Source organism: Rhizobium pantanalense (assembly GCF_030182525.1).
In the GTDB taxonomy this organism is placed as follows: domain Bacteria; phylum Pseudomonadota; class Alphaproteobacteria; order Rhizobiales; family Rhizobiaceae; genus Rhizobium.
In genome coordinates, this window is record NZ_JAQJCH010000002.1 from 181,658 (window position 1) to 200,285 (window position 18,628).

At 60.6% G+C, this 18,628-nt stretch carries 14 protein-coding genes; 1 reads left to right on the forward strand and 13 read right to left on the reverse strand.

From position 1 onward, the window contains the following. Nucleotides 1–5 precede the first annotated feature (5 nt). Genes PH558_RS06955 through PH558_RS06970 form a run of 4 tightly spaced genes read right to left on the reverse strand, consistent with a single transcriptional unit; the run spans nucleotide 6 to nucleotide 3,661 of the window. Entirely contained in the window at nucleotides 6–809 is an 804-nt protein-coding gene (locus PH558_RS06955) for an amino acid ABC transporter ATP-binding protein (RefSeq protein WP_285202973.1), read from the reverse strand. After that, nucleotides 806–1,750 carry an amino acid ABC transporter permease gene (locus PH558_RS06960; protein ID WP_285202982.1) on the reverse strand — a complete coding sequence of 315 codons (945 nt, stop codon included), beginning with the start codon at nucleotides 1,748–1,750 and terminating at the stop codon, nucleotides 806–808. The genes PH558_RS06955 and PH558_RS06960 overlap by 4 nt, the downstream gene beginning before the upstream one ends. After that, nucleotides 1,747–2,637: an ABC transporter substrate-binding protein gene (locus PH558_RS06965; RefSeq protein ID WP_285202986.1), complete on the reverse strand. Its 891-nt coding sequence runs from the start codon at nucleotides 2,635–2,637 to the stop codon at nucleotides 1,747–1,749. The genes PH558_RS06960 and PH558_RS06965 overlap by 4 nt, the downstream gene beginning before the upstream one ends. 46 nt (nucleotides 2,638–2,683) lie before the next feature. Next, on the reverse strand, nucleotides 2,684–3,661 hold the full coding sequence (locus PH558_RS06970; protein WP_285202987.1) for a substrate-binding domain-containing protein: 978 nt from the start codon (nucleotides 3,659–3,661) through the stop codon (nucleotides 2,684–2,686). A gap of 102 nt (nucleotides 3,662–3,763) precedes the next feature. Between PH558_RS06970 and PH558_RS06975 the strand changes: the two genes are divergently transcribed. Further along, nucleotides 3,764–5,092 (forward strand): aminotransferase-like domain-containing protein, encoded by a 1,329-nt coding sequence (locus PH558_RS06975; RefSeq protein WP_285202988.1) that lies wholly within the window; start codon nucleotides 3,764–3,766, stop codon nucleotides 5,090–5,092. A gap of 9 nt (nucleotides 5,093–5,101) precedes the next feature. Here PH558_RS06975 and PH558_RS06980 read toward each other — a convergent pair whose 3' ends face one another. The 9 genes from PH558_RS06980 to PH558_RS07020 form a co-directional block, all read right to left on the reverse strand. Further along, nucleotides 5,102–6,172: an acyltransferase family protein gene (locus tag PH558_RS06980; RefSeq protein WP_285202990.1), complete on the reverse strand. Its 1,071-nt coding sequence runs from the start codon at nucleotides 6,170–6,172 to the stop codon at nucleotides 5,102–5,104. Between the two features lie 39 nt (nucleotides 6,173–6,211). Next, complete coding sequence (locus PH558_RS06985) at nucleotides 6,212–7,027, reverse strand: galactosyl transferase (protein ID WP_285202991.1); 816 nt, start codon at nucleotides 7,025–7,027, stop codon at nucleotides 6,212–6,214. A 91-nt stretch (nucleotides 7,028–7,118) separates the two neighbouring features. After that, nucleotides 7,119–8,615: a lipopolysaccharide biosynthesis protein gene (locus tag PH558_RS06990; protein ID WP_285202993.1), complete on the reverse strand. Its 1,497-nt coding sequence runs from the start codon at nucleotides 8,613–8,615 to the stop codon at nucleotides 7,119–7,121. A 226-nt stretch (nucleotides 8,616–8,841) separates the two neighbouring features. Further along, nucleotides 8,842–9,471 carry a DnaJ domain-containing protein gene (locus PH558_RS06995; protein ID WP_095436994.1) on the reverse strand — a complete coding sequence of 210 codons (630 nt, stop codon included), beginning with the start codon at nucleotides 9,469–9,471 and terminating at the stop codon, nucleotides 8,842–8,844. A gap of 332 nt (nucleotides 9,472–9,803) precedes the next feature. Then, nucleotides 9,804–11,306 carry a DegQ family serine endoprotease gene (locus PH558_RS07000; RefSeq protein ID WP_285202998.1) on the reverse strand — a complete coding sequence of 501 codons (1,503 nt, stop codon included), beginning with the start codon at nucleotides 11,304–11,306 and terminating at the stop codon, nucleotides 9,804–9,806. Nucleotides 11,307–11,562: 256 nt separating this feature from the next. Further along, nucleotides 11,563–12,219: a DUF2161 domain-containing phosphodiesterase gene (locus PH558_RS07005; RefSeq protein WP_285202999.1), complete on the reverse strand. Its 657-nt coding sequence runs from the start codon at nucleotides 12,217–12,219 to the stop codon at nucleotides 11,563–11,565. Between the two features lie 78 nt (nucleotides 12,220–12,297). After that, on the reverse strand, nucleotides 12,298–12,615 hold the full coding sequence (locus PH558_RS07010) for a hypothetical protein (RefSeq protein WP_113407487.1): 318 nt from the start codon (nucleotides 12,613–12,615) through the stop codon (nucleotides 12,298–12,300). An 87-nt stretch (nucleotides 12,616–12,702) separates the two neighbouring features. Next, nucleotides 12,703–15,963, reverse strand: a complete 3,261-nt coding sequence (locus PH558_RS07015) for a GH36-type glycosyl hydrolase domain-containing protein (RefSeq protein WP_285203000.1) — start codon at nucleotides 15,961–15,963, stop codon at nucleotides 12,703–12,705. Nucleotides 15,964–16,139: 176 nt separating this feature from the next. Beyond that, a complete protein-coding gene (locus tag PH558_RS07020; RefSeq protein ID WP_285203001.1) occupies nucleotides 16,140–18,608 on the reverse strand; it encodes a glycoside hydrolase family 2 protein in 2,469 nt (822 codons plus the stop codon). Between the last annotated feature and the right edge of the window lie 20 nt (nucleotides 18,609–18,628).

Consider the following 18,628-nt stretch of genomic DNA (forward strand, 5'->3'; position numbering starts at 1 on the left):
TCGCGCTAGATGAAGCGCGACAGGAAGCTTCTGGTGCGCGGGTGCTGCGGATTGCCGATCACGTCCTCCGCTTTGCCCTGTTCGACGATCTTGCCGCCATCCATGAAGACGACGCGGTCTGCAGCCTCGCGGGCAAAGCCGATCTCGTGGGTGACAACGATCATCGTCAGGCCCTGTTTGGCAAGGTCACGCATGGTGGCGAGCACTTCGCCGACCAGTTCCGGATCAAGCGCGGACGTCGGCTCGTCGAAGAGCATCAGCTTCGGCTTGATCGCCAGCGCTCGGGCGATTGCAACGCGCTGCTGCTGGCCGCCGGAGAGTTGCCGAGGGTAATTGTGAGCCTTGGCTGAAAGCCCGACGCGATCAAGCAATGCCAGCGCATTCTCGGTTGCTTGCTTGCGGCTTTCACCATGGATGCCGATCGGCGCCTCGATGACATTCTGCAGCGCCGTCATATGCGGATAGAGATTGAACTGCTGGAACACCATGCCGATCTTGCGCCTCTGCAGCGCGATCGCATGGTTGGAGAGCTTGACCAGCCGGCCCTTGTTCAGCCGGTAGCCGATCTGCTCGCCATCGACTTCGATCGAGCCGCGATTGATCGCTTCCAGATGGTTGATGCACCGCAGGAAGGTGGATTTTCCTGACCCGGAGGGGCCGAGGATGACGACCACTTCGCCTGGCGCCACTTCGAGGTCGATGCCTTTCAGGACTTCGAGGTTTTCGAAGGACTTGTGGACGTTGCGCGCCCGCACCAGCGGCGATAAGTCGGCAACGGTGCTGATTGGCGTGTTCATCGGAGCGTTCATTGGCACGCCTCCTGAACCGGCAGGAGTGCCGGCGCATCCTCCGTTACCGCCTTGGTCCCACCGGAGCGGCGGTCGGCGCGGCTATAATGGCGCTCGATATAGCTCTGGCCGATATTGAGCACCGAAGTGATCAGCAGATACCAGATGACGGCGACGAGCAGCATCGGGATGACTTCGAAGGTGCGGTTGTAGATCGACTGCACGGAATAGAGCAGGTCTGCCATGGCGATGACGCTGACGAGCGAGGTCGCCTTAATCATGCTGATAAGCTGGTTGCCGGTTGGTGGCACGATGGAGCGCATGGCCTGCGGGATGATGATGCGGCGAAGAGCCCGGCTTCTCGTCATGCCGAAGGCTTCAGCGGTCTCGAACTGGCCCCTATCGACCGAAAGCAGGCCGCCACGGATGATTTCGGCCATATACGCGGCTTCGTTCAGCGCCAGGCCGGCGATCGCCGCCGTCATCGGGCTGATGACGGAATTGGTATCCCAGCTGACGAAGGTCGGGCCGAAGGGAATGCCGATCGATAGCGTCGGGAAGAGCGTCGAAAGATTGTACCAGAAGATCAGCTGCACGAGCAGCGGCGTGCCACGGAAGAACCAGATGAACAGCGAGGCGAGCGTGCTTGCCAGCCTATCCTTCGACATGCGGGCAATCGCCAGCAGCAGGCCAAAGGCGATGCCGAGCGCCATGGCGACGACGGTCAGGCCGAGTGAGACGTAGAGGCCGCTGATGACGACGGGATCGAAGAAGTACTGGGCGACGACATGCCAGCCGAAGTTTTCATTGTGGGCGACCGACCACGCCCAATAGGCTGCAATCGCAAGCGTGACGACCCAAGCGGCCACACGACCCTTCGGGAATGGCGTGTGGGCATTCGCCACATCCCGTTCCGACGCATCGCCAGAAGGCGATGCGTTGTTTCTGGAATTCGTATTCATTTCGGCAATGTCCCGCCAAGATTGATACCGGGTTCCTTGATCATGTTGTTCTCAAGGCCCCATTTCTTCATGATGGCGGCATAGGTGCCATTGTCCATCAGAAGTTTGACGGCATCCTTGAGGATGGGACCGAGAGGCGAGCCCTTCGGCACGACGGCGCCCTGATAGAGATCCTCGAAGCCGTTCTTCTGGCCGACGCCCGTCAGTTCCAGCTGGCCATTCGCCTGCGAGACAAAATAGGTGAGTGGGGCCTGTGAGGAGAAGAAGGCATCGGAGCGCTTAGAGCGAACGGCGAGGATCGAGCTCGGCTGGTCTGTGAAGGACTGAACTTCGATCGCACCCTTGCCATCGGTCTTGCACTTCTCGGCTTGCACCTGGATCACCTTTTCGGCCGATCCGCCGGCCATAACGGCGATGCGCTGGCCGCAGGCGCTGTCGAGCGAGGTGATGCGCTTCGGATTGCCCTTCTGAACGGCGAAGACAACGAATTCCTGCACCCAGTCGACGAAATCATTGGCTTCCTCGCGGCTCTTGAAATCGCCGATCGGGCCGAAGGCGAACTGGTAGCGGCCGGAATTGATGCCCGCCAGGATGGCAGGCAGGCCGCTGACGCTCTCATGCTCGATCTTGACGCCAAGCACCTCGCCGATCGCGTCGGTCAGATCGGCGCTGGCGCCCGTCAGCTTAGTGCCGGTGACGATTTCATAGGGAGGGAAAGAGCCGTTGTTGACGGAAATCATCTTGCCCGATGTACGGATCGCTTCCGGCAGTTTGGCCTGCAGATCCTTGTTGACCGAGAGTTTCGGCAGGCTGGCATCCTCGGCAAAGGCAGCGCCCGACATCATCAGGCTTGCCAGGGCGACGTAGGTCATTTTCTTCAGCGACATGTTCATTCCCCTTTTTGCTTTGTGTCTCTGATTTTTGAGGCGGTGGTCAGGCAGCGCTCGTCCGGCTGCCGTCGACATCGAACGGGAAGAGTTCCTCCGGGGTCATCAGCCGCGGCAGGATACCCTGCACATGCAGCTCCCCGGCGAAATCCGCGATCATCTTGCGGTTGGCGGTAAAGCCGCTCGCATCCCAGCCTTCGGGCAGCTCAGTTGCCGATTTCAACAGTTCGTCGAGCATAAAGGGCGTGGTGTCGGCATATTTGCGCCGCTTGCTGAGCCAGACGCGTTGCGATTCATCGATGAGGGCGCTCAACTCGCCCACGACCCAGGGATGTTCGGCAACAAACGCCGCCTTGAAACCGATCAGGTGCATTCCCGGTACATAGCCTACATCGGCGAAATAGCGATGTTCGGCAGAGCGGAAATCCGGCAGCAACTGGCGGAAGCCGGAGTTGCCGGCGAAATAGCCGTCCGGCATGAAGGGCGTGAAGATCGCATCGAGCTTGCCTTCCTTCAGCAGATCCACCATCGGCCTTTCGCCGGGTGCCGCCTCGATCCGACCGGGGCGGCCAAAGCCGTCGAGGCGATCGGTGATCGGATGGGCTTCGGTCAGGCGGCCGGCATACCACATGGCATCTTCCACGCCGACACCTTCACGACGCAGTGCGGCCCGCGTCCAGGTATTGCCGGAGTCACGCCAGCCGGTGACGCCGATGCGCTTGCCGGGCAGTTGGGCGAAGCTCGTGATCGGGCTGTCCTTGGTGGTGATGACGCAGCGGTGACGGAAGCCGCGCATGATGAAGTTTGGAATGCCGACCACGCTCTCATCGCCGTCGATGCGCATCTGCGTGTAACGGCTGAAGGAGGTTTCGGCGGCATCATAAGTGTCGCTTTTGCCGACATGCGAGATCAGCGTCCCGACCCGGTCCACCCTAATATCGAGCTTGGGGGAGGAGACGTCACCCAGCACCAGAGGGGTCATATAGTCCCAGTCACGAACGGCAAGGCGGAGAGTAAGGGGCATGAAATTCACTCGCGGGAAAACTTGTTTTCTCAACGAGTAAATGTTCAATATCGGTCGATCAAATGTTATTACGTTATTGAACATTAAAAATGGCGCGAAAAAATGAGCGAAGATCGGGACGCGAAATGGTTTGCCAAAAAATTGAGCGATCGGACCATTCGCGGTATCGCGCTGGAGACGAGCGCGCTCATTCGCGCCGGCGCGCTGCCTGTTGGCACCAAATTGCCGCCCATTCGCGATCTCGCTTTTGCCCTTGGGATCAGCCCCGCGACCTTGTCCGAAGCCTGGAGCGAGCTCAGGCGCCAGAAGATCATCAGCGGACGCGGCAGGAACGGCACATGGGTCAGCGGCGACCGCTTTGTCGCCAAGCCGGCACGGCTGGCAAGCGTCGGCGACTACGGTTCCGATGCCCTCAATCTGACGGCAGCCGTTCCTGATGTGCAGCTGCTGCCGAAGCTGGAGGCGGCGATGGCCTACGGCGCCTCGGCGGAAAATCTCAACAGCTACGAGCGCAGCCGCATCCTGCCGGAGCTTGAGCGCGAGGTCAGGAAGACATGGCCCTATGAGCCGGAGGCGTTCCTGGCGACCAATGGCGGCTACAATGCCGTCTACACCCTGATCAACGCTCTTGTCATGCCCGGTGCTGCCGTTGCGATCGAGGACCCCACGGGCATGCGGCTTCTCGATATTCTCGAGGACCGGGGCGCCCGCATCATTCCGGTGAAATGCGATGAAGAGGGCCCGCTGCCGGCCTCGCTGGAGGACGCGCTGAAATATCGCCCGGTCGCCTTCATCTTTCAGCCGCGCATCCATTCCGTCACGGGCCAGAGCGTGAGCCCGGGACGTATGATAGGGATCGCGGAGATTCTTCGCGACAAGGATACTTTGATCGTGGAAGACGATGGTATCGGCGATATCTCGATCGCGCCGCGCCATTCCCTCGGGCATCTCTTTCCCGATCGGGTTATCCATATCCTGTCATTTTCGAAAACGCACGGGCCTGACCTACGCCTCGCGGTCTTGTCGAGCTCAAGGGCGATCGTCGATCAGATCCAGTCCTATCGCAGCTTCAGTTCCGGCTGGACCAGCCGTATTCTGCAGGCGGCGGCTGCTTGGCTGCTGCGCGATCCAGCGACGGCATCGTGCCTGAATCATGCCCGCAGGACCTATCGGGAACGCCGCGCAGGCCTCATCGATGCGCTTCGCGAGCGCGGCGTCGATGCGTGGCATGGAGAAGGACTATGTGCCTGGGTGCCGGTCTCGTCGGAGCCCTTCGCAATGGTGACGCTTGCCGCCCGGGGCATTGCAGTGCATCCCGGTGCCAAGTTTTCGATCCTGCCCAGCAGCCATTTGCGTGTCGCGACGGCCAAACTCTTGGAACGGCGCGAATATGTTGCGGATGCCATCGCACTTGCCGCCGTCCACACGTGAACGGCAATGCTACTGGCTTGAAGTCGCGCCCAGCCTTTTAGGCGCGTCCTTCAAAGAGGACGCGTACTTGACAAGAATAGTCGCAAGCTTGGCCGAGATGAGCGAAATGACGGAAATTGCGACGAGATAGATCGCGATGTAGACGGGCTGCGGCAAGTGGATATTGCGCATCAGATGCCCGTAGATCTCGGTAAAGCCGCGATGGCACATGTAGATCGGGTAGGAGAGATAGCCGAGAAAGATTGCGAGCCGCTGCAGCCTCTCCGGCAGTTCGAGCATGGTGCCGGCAAGGACGATGAGCGGCGAGATCAGGATGCAGAAGATAAGCGCATATTTCAGCGAATAGGTGGGGAGAAACAGCAAGATTAAGATCACGGCAATGGGCAGCAGGGCGGCATAGCTGTTCATGGTCCAGCCAATCGCGGTGCTGCTTCGAAGCCGGTAGATGATCATCCCGAGCGTGAAGGAAAAGAAGACGCGGGCAAGGCCGCCATCCACAGAGTGCCATTCCCAGCCGAGATCGAGCGATTTGTGGAAAAAAACCGAGACGATCAGCATCGCCAGAGATGCGGCGGCAATGAGGATGAGGCTCCGCGTTTTCAGCCTGAACAGCACCAGTGCGAATACCAGATTGGCCAACAGCTCCCAGAACAGCGACCAGGCGGGACCATTCAGCGGGTAGAGCGCCAAGATGTATCCGGCCGACCGCGTCAGAAAGCTTGGAGAAGGCAGCATGAATATGGTCGTAAGGATGCTCGCGGCAAGATCGGCCCGCCCAACACCGGATGCCTGCCAGTGCAGCAGCAATTGCACAAGGCCGTAGACGCTGCCGATGAGGAAGAGCGGATAGAGACGCGCGTAGCGAGCCTTCATGAAGGCCAGCACGGTCATGCCGCTTGCGAGTTTTTCACCATAGGCCCTGGCAATCACGAAGCCGCTGAGCACGAAGAAGAAATCGACCGCGATATAGGCCGAAGGCGCATAGGGCCTGTCGAGGTGATAGACGACGACCGCGAATGCCGCCAGGCCGCGCATCGCATCCAGGGCGGCATATCTGTGTTTCGTCGTATTGGCCGGCATTGGTCGAAACCTCGTTGGGCGGAAAGGATTGCGCTTACGCTATCCGGCGGCGCGCGCGCCGAAGAATTCGCTTCTCAAGTTTCGATCGAGCGGGCGCACCCGCGAAAGATTGCCCAGGAACTGGCGGGGGCTTGTGAGTACCGACCGGTTCAGAAAATGGGTCCTGATCAGGCCGGAGGATTTGCTGTGGGCGCCGGCATGGCCGACCCGATAGATCGCGCCACGGAAGGGCAGCGATCCGAGCGGAGAGCCGGCATCGGCCAGCAGCTTGCCGATGCGCACGTGGCTGCCGAGCATGGATTTGATGTAATCGACCTCGGCATCCTCGAAGGTCGCCGGCAAGCGATAGAGATCGGAGCGAATGATCAGCGACGTTCCGCAATAATTGGCGAAATCATTGTGATGCATAAGCAGCCTGCCGCCTTCGTTCCAGAGATAGCCCCGGTTGATTTTCCAGCCATTGGCATCGATATTTCGAGCTGCGAAATCGACGATGTTGGCGCTGACGAAATCATCGTCGTCGACGATCATGAAGAAACGCGTGTCGCGCGCGGACAACATGCCGCTCAGAACGCGGCGGCCCTTGTCCAGCCGGAACGCATCATAAACTTTTTCGCGGTCAGCGCCATCGATGTCGTGCAGCTGGTTCGGCGGGAAGGTCACGCGTTCCGCTGTAAAATTCGGCGGCAGATCCGGGAGATCGGCGCCTTCATTGGCGACGACCACGCCGCGCCAGTTCTTGTTGGCTTGCCCGGCGATCGATGCGATCGTTTGCGACAGCCGCCGTTTCAGCGCTGGCCAATCGTTGGAATTGGCCTGATGGCGAACGGGAATGATGAACGTAACCAGTGTCATGAGGCGCCTTTCCGACATTTGCTATTGCTACCGCAGGGATCGAAGGCCCCATGTGGAATGCCATGCTTCGATCCGATGGCCACGATTCTTGCTACCGTGCTCTTGCGCGGCGACCTTGCAGTGTCGTCCGCACGAGGAAGAGGACCCTTTCCCTGCATAGAAGAAGGATGAGGCCCGAATAGGCGAGGCCTCCGACCAGGACTTCGCAGACGAGGCGTTCTGCGAGAGGCCGGTCGATCAAGGCCGACGAGATTGCCAAGACGGCGACGAGCATGCCGAGATAGGCGACTATGGGCCGCAGGAACTGGCCGAAATATTCCGCAATGCTGAGGCCGATCAACCGCGAGACCATCCATAGCGTCACCGGCCAAAGCAGCAGCACGCCGACCATGAGCCCGAAGACGACGGCCGCCACGCCATATGGGTGAAGAACGAGTACCGTGAGGATCGAGACGATGTTGCGCACCAGCTGATAGTAGAACCACCAGTCGGATCTGCCCTGGCTGGTGATCAAGGAGGCCTGGATGATGCCGATGCCGGCCATCAGGCCGATGACGCAGAAAAAGCGAACCGGCCAGACGGCGGCAGCCCAGTGCGGCCCGAAGATCAGCGGAATGGCATCGTCGGCGACCGCGGCCAGTCCCATGAAGGCCGGAAAGGACACCAGCGAGCAACCGAAGGTCGCCATGAGGAAGGCTTCGCGCACCTTCTCCCGATCATGCTGCAGTGAGGAGAGCAGCACGTGACTGACCGAATTCAGCCCGCCCGCCACGACATTGTTGAGCATCTCGTAGAGCCGCCGGGCGAAATTATAAATACCGAGAGCGGCCGGGCTTACCAGCGTGCCGATAATCAGCTGGTCGAGATTCATGGTCTGGAGGAAGCGGTTGCCCGAGGCGAAGATGCCGTAATGCAGCAGTTCGCGCAGACTCGAGAGCTTTACCCTGAAGCCAGGCAGCCATTTCGCGCCCCAGAAAGCGGCGATGCAGGCGGCGGCGGGCGCGGCGATCTGGGCGATCGCAAGCGCCCATAGGCCGAAACCGGCGAAAACCAGCGAGAGACAGATGACCGCCGAAACAGAGGTGGCGATCGCGGTGCGGGCCGCAGCAAGATGGAAGGACATCGTGCGGCCGATCAGGGCATTGGGCACGATGATCATCATGTCGAAGAAGATTTTGAGGCCGATGATCAGCAGCAGCTTGACGATATCGTCATGTCCTAGCCAATGGGCGAGAAACGGCGAAAGCAGAAACAGCGCGGCATAAAGGATGGCTGCGGAGACGAAGGATAGCCAGAAGACCGTATCGAGATGGCTGCGCCGAATGGATTTCTGCTGGATCAGCGCCTCGCCGAAGGCCGTCGGGCCGAAGCCGGAGGCGAAACTGACGATGGCGAAGGCGAGCGCTACCAGGCCGAAATCCTGCGGCAGAAGGAAACGGGAGGTGACGACGAAGACAAGGCTGTTGAGTGCCGTCGGGATAAGGGTATCCAGCGCCGACCAGAAAGCGCCCCTCAATGCGGCCCGTGACCGGTTTTCGCTCAGATGTTCAAAGACGACTTCATCCGCTTCGGACGCCAGCAATCGCATACCTCGCCGTTTTAGATCTGCAGCGGATGCCGGAGTCCCGGCGCCCGCCATTGCCGCTTCGCCATCATTCGATGGAGCAGGACGGCGTGTTGGATGCTTGATCTAGGCCAGCCCCTCGATTTGTCTAGGGAGAATTGTTGCATTGCAACATTGCGTTGCTGAAAGTGATCCCGCGATCAAGGGAAACGCGAATTTTATCTCTTCAGGGCGGTGAAAACTGCCGCCTTCACTGCGCGGCCGAACGGACCCTTGGCTCGTCCCATTCGATTTCGGGAGCAGCATCGGCTTCATCCAGAGGCTCGTTCATCTCGTAAAGATAGCCTTCGAGCATGTCGCAGGCGCGTTCGCTGGCGCCGATCTTCGCTTCCGTTTCGCTGATGGCGGTGGCGATCGCTTTGATGCGGGCACGCAGCATGTGGCCGACGACGTCCTTGCCGGGGCGCTTGCCGAGTCGGTCGAGATGAAGGCCGATGCGATTGGAGTGTCGCTCGAGCTCGCTCTTGCTGAAATTCGCCTTACGAATTTCTTCCAGAAGGCTCGCCCGCATCTTGGCGACCGGATCGAATGTGCCGGGTTCCCGCTCGTCCAGCACTATCTCGGTAATCAGCTTTTCAATGGCGACCAGTGCCTGCAAGTCGACGGCATCGGTCAGTTCGACATCATAGCCGGTATCGTCGAACACCTTGCGGCGAACGGGGTCGAGAAGAAGCTCGTAGGCCTTCTGCAGCTGCGCGAAAGCGTCGGTATCGCCGCCGGAATCCGGATGGGCTGCCTTCGCGCGCTTGCGATAAGCCGCCTTGATCTGCTCTTCGCCCGCATCGCGCGCAACGCCGAGAATATCGTATGGATCAGTCACTCCAACTCCTGCCGCCGCTTATTCCTGTTTTAAGGCCTGGCCGCTAATATCGCTCGCGCGGTTTAAACGTCCCGCCCGACCGTTTCAATCGGCTCCGGCGCTATTTGTACCATCACAAAGGCAGAGTTTGGACAAAAAGAGTCCTAAGTCAAAGGCGAGCAGCCTTTTCCGTGGAAATTCAGCGTCTCAGATCGTTCGGTCGAGCGTGACTGCTTGCGCCGGCAGAGTTGGCAATGATCAGCCTTGCGGGACGTCAGCGTCTTTTTGTGACATAACGGCAATCGGCCCGCTTCGTTGAAGGAAGCGGGCCGATCATTCACTGCCTCAGATTTTTAAGCCGCGGAGAACGGCACGGCAACGAAGGTCTTGTTGCCGTCGCGCTCGATCAGGAGCAGCACGGACTTGCGGCCATCCTTGCCGGCTTTCGCAACTGCCGTCTGCACCTCATGGGCGTTGCGCACCGGCTGATCGTTGACCGAGACGATGATATCGCCGGTCTGGATGCCGGCCGCCGCGGCGGGCTTGTCCGGATTGACGCTGGCGACGACAGCGCCCTCGACGCCATGCGGCAGGTTCAGCTGCTCACGCACATCGGGTGTGAGGTTGGCAAGGCCGACGCCGATGCTCGGCTGGTTGGAGGGCTGCACCTTGCCGTCGCCAGCGTCGTTGGCGGCCTGCTTGCTGTCATCATTGCCGCCGATGGTGACATTGACGTCCATGCTCTTGCCGTCGCGCCACAGCGTGACCGAACGCTTGTCGCCGGGAGAAAGATCGGCGACCAGCCGCGACAGATCCTTCGGCGTCTTGACGGCCTCGTTGCCGACGGCGGTTACGATATCGCCGCTCTTGATGCCGGCGCGTGCGGCTGGCGTATCGTCGTTGACGCTGGCAACGAGCGCACCCTGGGTCTGCGAGAGGCCCATGGCATTGGCGATATCCGAGGTCACCGGCTGGATGGCGACGCCGAGATAGCCGTGATCGATCGAGCCGTTCTTCTCGAGCTTGGCGACGATTGCCTTGGCCTCGTCGGAGGGAATGGCAAAGCCGACGCCGACGCTGCCGCCATTTGGCGAGTAAATAGCGGTGTTGATACCGACGACATTGCCTTCGCGGTCGACCAGCGGCCCGCCGGAGTTGCCGTGGTTGATGGGGGCATCGATCTGGATGAAGTCGTCATAGGGGCCGCTGTGCAGGTCGCGACCGCGGGCCGAGACGATGCCGGCGGTAACGGTTGTGCCGATGCCGAAGGGGTTGCCGATCGCCAGAATCTGGTCGCCAAGCTTCAGCTTGTCGGAATCACCCCAGGCGATGGTGGCGAGCGGCTTCGGCGCGTTGATCTTCAGGACGGCAAGATCGGATTTGGCATCGGCACCCAAAAGCTTGGCAGGCAGCTCGGTGCCGTCATCAAGCGTCACCTTGATGTCGACTGCATTCTGAATGACGTGGTTGTTGGTGACGATGACGCCGTCCGGGCTGATGATAAAGCCGGAACCGAGCGCCATCGCGCGCTGGTTCTGTTGCTGATGCGGCATCTGCTTGGGGAACGGGATGCCCTGATTTTCGAAGAATTGCCGGAACTGCTCGTCCATCGGCGAGTTGCTGCTGTCGGCGCTGGTATCGGTCGCCTTCATCGTTGTGGTGACGGTGACGACGGCCGGTTTGTCGGCATCGACGATCGGAGCGAAGGAGCCGCCGGGTGCGATGATGCCGGCCGGCTCTGCAGCCGAGGCGACGGTTGCGGATGTGCTGAAGGCAAAAGGCAGTGCTCCGGCGCCGACGATGATAGCGGCACCGACGATGGCGGCTGTGCGATGTTTGCGGAGAAGAGAAGGCATGGCAAAAAGTCCCTTGCGAGATCGTTGGCGGTTTGCGGCCCGTCCATATCGAGGCTGCGATTGGTCCGCGTCAATTTGCGAGCGACTTTGTTTCCCCGCTTTTACTGCGGGAAGCAAAGTATAGATTGGAATTGGCGCTTGGTGTTAATATGATCCGCCAAGAAACTTTTACAAATTAAATATTGATCATGTTTTTATTGCAAAATTTTAAGATATTACATGAATTTAATGTTGTTCGACCGGAAATTTTCCATATTTAAAGCTGCGCTGCCGGCCAGCGCTTGAGGGCCTCTGTTCCAAGCTCCGTCAGTGCGTAGATGCCGCGGTCGATGCGCTCGAACCAGCCATAGACATTGTCCCTTAGAATTTGCGGGGCCTTCGGTGCCGCCTCGCGCATATCCTTCGGACGTTGCACGCCGTTTTCGATGGCGGCGGCGCAGGCAAGGGCCTGTTGGCGATAGGCGGTCATGATCGGCTTACGGGTGCTGCCGCCGAGTGCCGGGTCGCCCTTGCGCCGACGATGTTCGTCGACAAGGCGTGATCTGCGCCGTGCATTCTTGCGGGGCATAGGCGAGACGGGGCTGACGAGGATGTCGACCAAGTCATTGTCCGATACCGCGAGCATGCCGAAGCCCAGCCTTCGGCAAAGGTCGCGGAACCGGCGATCGCCTTCCCGCCCCTTGCCCTTTGCCGAGACGCGGGCGGCAATCCAAACTTCGTCGCTGGCAGCGGCGCGATCCACCGCCTGCAGGATCAGTTCGAGATTAAAGGTCATCTTCAGTTCGCAGATGACGACGACGGGCGGCTCACCATCAGTCAGGCCGACGAGGTCGCAGCCGCCGATCTCGCCTTTCACCGCATAGCCGGCGGCTTCGAGAAATGACTTGATCGGGAGATAGAGCGCCGTTTCCAAATCCGCCTCCGGGCTTTGCATATCCGGGTGAGCTTAGCCGATTCGGTTAACCAGAAGGTCGATTGCCTGCTGGGCGGCTTAACCAGCCCGCACCAATTTTGCGACGGCACCAAGAAAAAGGATGGCGGCAACGCCCCAGAATACCAGGAGAAACATGTTACGCGATCGATTGGCGAGGCGACCGGCTATCCAACCCAGGGGATACGGCAACAGCATTCCGAAGACGAAGGCGCCAATAATGGCGCCTCCATTCTGAGCAGCCGTCGTTGCATTCGTTTGGCTTGCGGGCATTGCGGCGATCGATGTCACTATCGCGCCAGCCGCGGCCATGACGATGATGGCCAGCCACTGCAGCCAGCCTACACGACTGAAGCGTGTGGTGGACAATTTGGACATTTGAAGGGTTCCGCGACTAACAGAAGATCGACTGTTGAGAGCAGTGTACGGGGCCGCGATCTAGCCCCGTTTCCATTTGCGGCTGGCTCAGGCCTTGAAATCCAGTTGGACGTCGCAGGCGCCGATCGAGGCCGGCAGGAGCGGCTTGCGGCTGCGCTGGCCGAATTGCCGCTTGAAGCCGAAGATGTTGCCGATCAGGCTCTTGGTATAGAGGCCGGGGCCGCTCGAATAGATGCGCCAGCCGCCATCGACGGCGATATCGCCCGCCTTGACGCGGGCCCATTCCGCGGAAGCCTGATAACGATCGTCGAAGGCCGCGTCGCTGCTGCTGAAATAGGTGTTGCGCTGGCGGAGCGATGCATGTTCCACCCTACCGCTGACGGCGATCGGGTTGGCGAGCGCGAGCGCCTGCCACACGGCCTCTGCGTCATCGTCGAGGGCAAGGGCCTCGCAGTAGCGTAGATGTGCGTGCACATACATCAGCCCGATCTCACGACCGAAGAAGGACGAAGATTCGGCGCGGCGGAAGAGCTTTTCCGGACCGCCCGAATAGGTCGCCGGCTTCTCCATCAGTCGCACACCGTCCGGGAACAGCAGGTTCTCGCGGATGATCTTCATGTGGGCATGGCGCTGATCGGGCGTGAACAGGCCGCCAATCATCGGCTGTGTCATCGCGATCAGCGAGTAGTGCAGGCCCGTGCGCGTGTCCTCCGGATGCAGAAGCAATTCGACGCCGTCATGGCTCGGATCGAAGACACCATAGCCGGCGACGATGCCGTCACGCATCAGGAGCCGGTTGAAATCGGCGCGCATGTCGACCGCAGTCGCTTGAAGCGACTGCGCTTCCTCGTTGCGACTGGCAAGCGTCAGGATATTGGCATAGCGCACCAGCTGTTCGTACAGGAGTGAAACGGTCCAGCTGCTGACCATCCAGTCGCGCAGATGCGGGTCGGCCGGCTGCAGGCTGTCGTTCCAGTCGCCTTCGCCGTAGCGGATGAGGCTTGTGCCCGGCACGAAGCGGCTGCGTACGGTGTCCAGCAGTTTTTCGATGTGATCGGAGATCGTCGCGCGTTCCGAAGTCAGCTGCATCGTGTCGTCGGCACGCCACGGCACGGTTTCTGCAAGGAAAGCGATGTCGCCGGTCGCTTCGATATAATCGCAGAGCGCCTTCAGCGGCCAGACGACGATATCGCCGTGAGCCTCGCCGGCGCGGATGTTGGCATAGGGCTCCAGCATAAACCATTGCGGCCAGTCGCCGCGATCGCGATACTGCTCGGAAAAGAGCGTCAAAAGGATCTGCCGGACTTCTTGGTCATGCTCGTAGGAAAGCAGGAATTCGATCGGCCCTTGGCAGACGTCACGCGTGCCCCAGGCAGCCCCCGTATATTGTTCGAGCCCGTGCGGTACGCTCAAATGCACGATGGCATCATGCGCGATCCAGGGCAGCATGATCGCCTGTGCCGCCACATCGCGGCCATCGCCCTCGATGCGGGCGCCCCGCGTCACATGGCTCCAGAAGCGTTGCGCGGGTGCGAGCATCTCTTCGCTGTCGACACCGGTGCTGTAACGCGCGGCAAGGGCTGCCGCCGCATCCGGATCGGTCATCGAGCCCGTGATGGCAAAGCGCAGTGCCTTCGTCGGGTGCGATTTCAGGGCGATGAACGGGCCGTTGCGGGTGGTGCCATCGGTATAAAGCAGCTCATCGCCGCCAACGGCTTCAAACGCATCTGGCGTCGAGGTGACGAGATGGTATCCAGCCTTTGGATATCGATCCCAAAGCCAGGACGGCTGCGGTCGGAAGGAAATACGCTTGGCTGCCGCATCGACGGCGATATTCGCCACGGCTTCATAGTCGCGCTCGCCGAGAACGATATGGCCGAAGACGAGGAAACAGCAGGCTTCGCCCTCCACCGAAACGCTCCATTGCATGGCCGGATCGTCGCCGGAGGCGATTGCCGAAACGATGATGGTGCGACCGGGGAACTTGTAGATCCACTTGGTATCGCTGAGCCCCATTTCGAAGGCGGCGGGCACGCCGAGCAGGCGCCAGCCGTCGCCAAGGTCGACGAGAATGCGCAGGCCGCTCGACCGCGTCAGATTGTAGGGATCGCGCGAGACCGAGAACAGCTTGTGGAAGGAGGTGTTGCCTATGGTCAACTGTGCGGCGAAGATGCCCTGCATCCAGCAGGTGGCAGCCAGCGTCTGCTCATCGAGCAGCATGTTCTGGCCGCTGCGAACGATGGCGCCGTGGCGGCGAGCCACCAAGCGTTCTTTTTCCTGGAGCACGATGTGTCTGTTATGCGATCCATCCGGCACGAAGAAGGAGATCAGCTTTCCATCGGCGCGCTCCTCCAACATCCGCTTCGGATAAAGCGCATCGATGGCGGCCTGATCCAGGCTGCCGCTCTCAGCAAGGGAGGCATCCTGAACGAGACTGCGTGCCGATTGAGCGGCAGCAATCGTGTCGATCGTCAATTCGCTCTGAAGTTTTGGCAGGCCGTCGAGATAGACAAGATCGGCGTCGCTGGACGCGGCCGGATGATCGGCGATGAAGAGGCCGAAGAAGGTCGTCGCGGCGGCGCCACCTGCTGCGAGCGAAAGCGGCTTCGATTGGATTGTCGGGCAGGCGACCTCATGCTGGCGGCGGGCGCTCGGCAGGCTGGCGCCGAAATCCGGCACCATGACGCCATCATTGTTCTTGGAGGGCACGAGGAGCTGGATTGCATCGGTCGCGTAAGCCGCGGCACCCTCAAGGCAGCCTTGCGCGAGCCACGGATTTCGCCCGCCACCCTGCTTCAGGTTCTGCCTGACCATTATGACGGGACCGAAGGCGGCATGGATGGCGATGTGATGGTCGATATATTGCGAAGCATAGGCCTCGCTATTCATCAGGAAGCCGCGATCGCCGAGGCCGACATCCTGAACGAGAATGAGATCGGCCGAAAGCGTCGCGTTGGTGCTGTTTTCCAGCGAAATTTGCCAGAACCATGCGGTCTGGCTCGGATGCAGCCGGAGGCTGACGGTGTGTCGTACGCCTTCCGTTTCGCCGCTCCAGGAAAAGCCGCCCTTGCCATGACCGAACTCTACCGTAGCTTTCGGGCCGACGATTTCGGCCGTCGCCGGCTTGGGCCCGCCGATGCGCAGATAGAGCCGGCCAATACCGCCATAGACAGGCGATCCGAGCACCTGATTGATCATAACGCCGCCCTGCTGGTCGGCGAAATCGATGCTGAACAGCGTGCCGTTCGGCAAGACCGAGGTCGAAAGGCCGGCATTGTTGCCAAGGGTGATGAGGCCAAGTTCTTCGCGGCGGGGCGTTTGAAAGCTGCGATTGGTGTCCGAGGACATAAGCGTGATCTCGCTGATTCATGGATCGGATGAGGGGCACTAGATCACAAGGCGGCGCCCGATCATAGGAGGCAATTCGCCATTCACCAGCGCAATCTTTTGTGACGGCTTACGGAAAATACAGGCCTCGATCCGCCGCAATGCGCCGGATCTTTTCCGTGAGAGAGCACCCGGTTTCAATGATGCGGAAGCTCCGCAACCTGGTTGGCCGTGCGGATAACAGCCGAAAGATCAGCATCGTCGAAGGATTCCTTGGAAATGCCTTTGACCTTGAACATCCTGCTTTCGCCCGGCGCGAGATTGACCAACATGTCGTCGACCTCGGCATTTGGATTGATGCGATCGACGAACAGGCAGACATCCCGCAGGAACGACTGAGCGGTGATGGTGACTGCGACACCGTCCACCATCTGGATGGTCTCGATGTCGAAGCGAGGCTGCGGATATTGCAGCTGCATGTCCTTTTCGAAGAACCACCAGGCTTCGGCATCGCCGAGGCGGGCGCGCAGATATTCGCGGTGCGGATCGCTTGGGGTCGCGACCTCGGCCGGGATCTCGATATCCACATTTTCGAAGCGGTCGCACAGGATGCGCCATACGTGGTGACGGGCGAGCAGCTTGCCTGTGAAGTCGAAGCGTTCGACCGTGAACGGCACGCGCCAGAACAGGGTCGCGTCATTGACGGCAACGGCGGCCACCCCATCGCCGCGCGGCTGGATGGTCAGGAGATGCGGCGTATAGCTATGCTTCAGGGCATACCAGAGCGGCTTCTTCCGGCCGGCGCCATCGACAGCCGCCCAGGAGGTGACCGGCCAGCAATCGTTGAGCTGCCAGACGATGGTGCCCATGCAGGTCGGCCGATGCGAGCGCATATGGTCAATGCCGTAGCTGATCGCGCGTGCCTGGTTCAGCTGCGTGACGAAGAGCCAGTCGTCGAAATTTTGCGGGTGAGGGAACCAGCCTTCCAACCCCTGCAATAGCTTGTCATTGCCGCCGGTTGCCTTCTGGTGATGCAGGACCGCGGGAGAGGCCGGGGCGCGATCCTTCTCGCGAACGGATTGGGCAAGTGTTGCGAAGGTCGGCGGTGCCTGCCAGCCGAATTCGGAGCAGAAGCGCGGGATATAGTTGCGGTAGGTCTCGTAACCCACCTCGTTCCAGACATCCCAGATATGCCTGCAGCCGTGCTCATCGGCATTCGGCGCGATCTCCATCGAGCCGGAATAGGGGCTGCCCGGCCAGTAGGGCCGGGTCGGATCGATCTCGGCCACCAGCTTCGGCAGGAGATCGAGGTAGTAGCCGGCACCCCATGGGCGATTGCCGAGCACGTCCTGCCAGCCCCAATCGAAATAGCCCCAGATATTCTCGTTATTGCCATTCCAGATCACCAGCGAGGCGTAAGGCATGAGGCGTGTGATCGCCTCGCGCGCTTCCGCCTCGATCTCGCTGTAGACCGGTTCTTCCTCGGGATAAGTGGCGCAGGCAAACAGGAAATCCTGCCAGACCATGATGCCTGCTGCATCGCATTCCTCGTAAAACACATCGGTCTCATAGATGCCGCCGCCCCAGACGCGCAGCATGTTCATATTGGCGTCGCGGGCCTGGCCGATCCGCTCGCGATAGCGTTCGCGCGTCACGCGCGGCAGGAAGCAATCGTCGGGGATCCAGTTGGCGCCGCGGGCAAAGACCGGCACGTCGTTGACGACAAGCGTGAAGGCCGAGCCGATCTCGTCCGGTGTCGTATCCAGCCGCACGGAGCGGAAGCCGACGCGCCGCTTCCAGCCGTCGAGCGCCGTCTCATCCGAGCCGAGCAGCTGCAGGTCGAGATCGTAAAGCGGCTGACCGCCCATGCCATGCGGCCACCAGACCTGCGGGTTATCGATGCGGCATTCGATCAGCGCATGGGTCTCGCCTTGCGCGACGCGCACTTCCGCGCGCTTGCCGCCGACGCAGAGCACGAGCGCCACGCTATCCGTGCCCTTGTCGGCCCATTCGATTTCGACCTGCAGGCGTGCGACGCCCTGGCTGCCTTGCAGGGTGATTTCCGGGCGGACGCTGCCGAGACGGGCCTTCGACCAGCTCTCGATGATGACCGGTTTCCAGATGCCCGAAGTGACGACGGTCGGGCCCCAGTCCCAACCAAAATTGCAGGCCATCTTGCGGATGAGATTGCTCGGGCCGGGATAATTCTGGGGGATATCGGCGGCGCTGCCCAGCTGCTTGCGGACTTCCTCGCCATGTTCATAGGCGGATTGGAAATCGACGATCAGCTCGTTACGGCCGCTTTTCAGGTGATCGCCGATGCCGAAGCGGTAGCTGCGATGCATATTGCGGGTTTCGCCAAGCAAACTGCCGTTCAGTTCCAGGCGTGCCGCCGTGTCGAGGCCAAGGCAGGAAAGATCAATGCGCTCGGCGTCTTCGCCATCCCAATCGAAGGCCAGGCGGTAACGCCAGGCGGAACGCCCAATCCAGTCCTGCGAGATCTCGTTGACGTCGAGATAGGGATCGGTGATCAGCTGCGCCGCCATCAGGTCGAGATGCACATTGCCCGGCACGGTCGCGGGGATCGAATTGGGGAGGGCCGGTGCGCGGGAGGGCGCGCGAAGGCGTGAGATGGTCCAGCCGGTGTCGAGCGTCTGTCTTTTCATGTCATGTATCCGTGATGAAA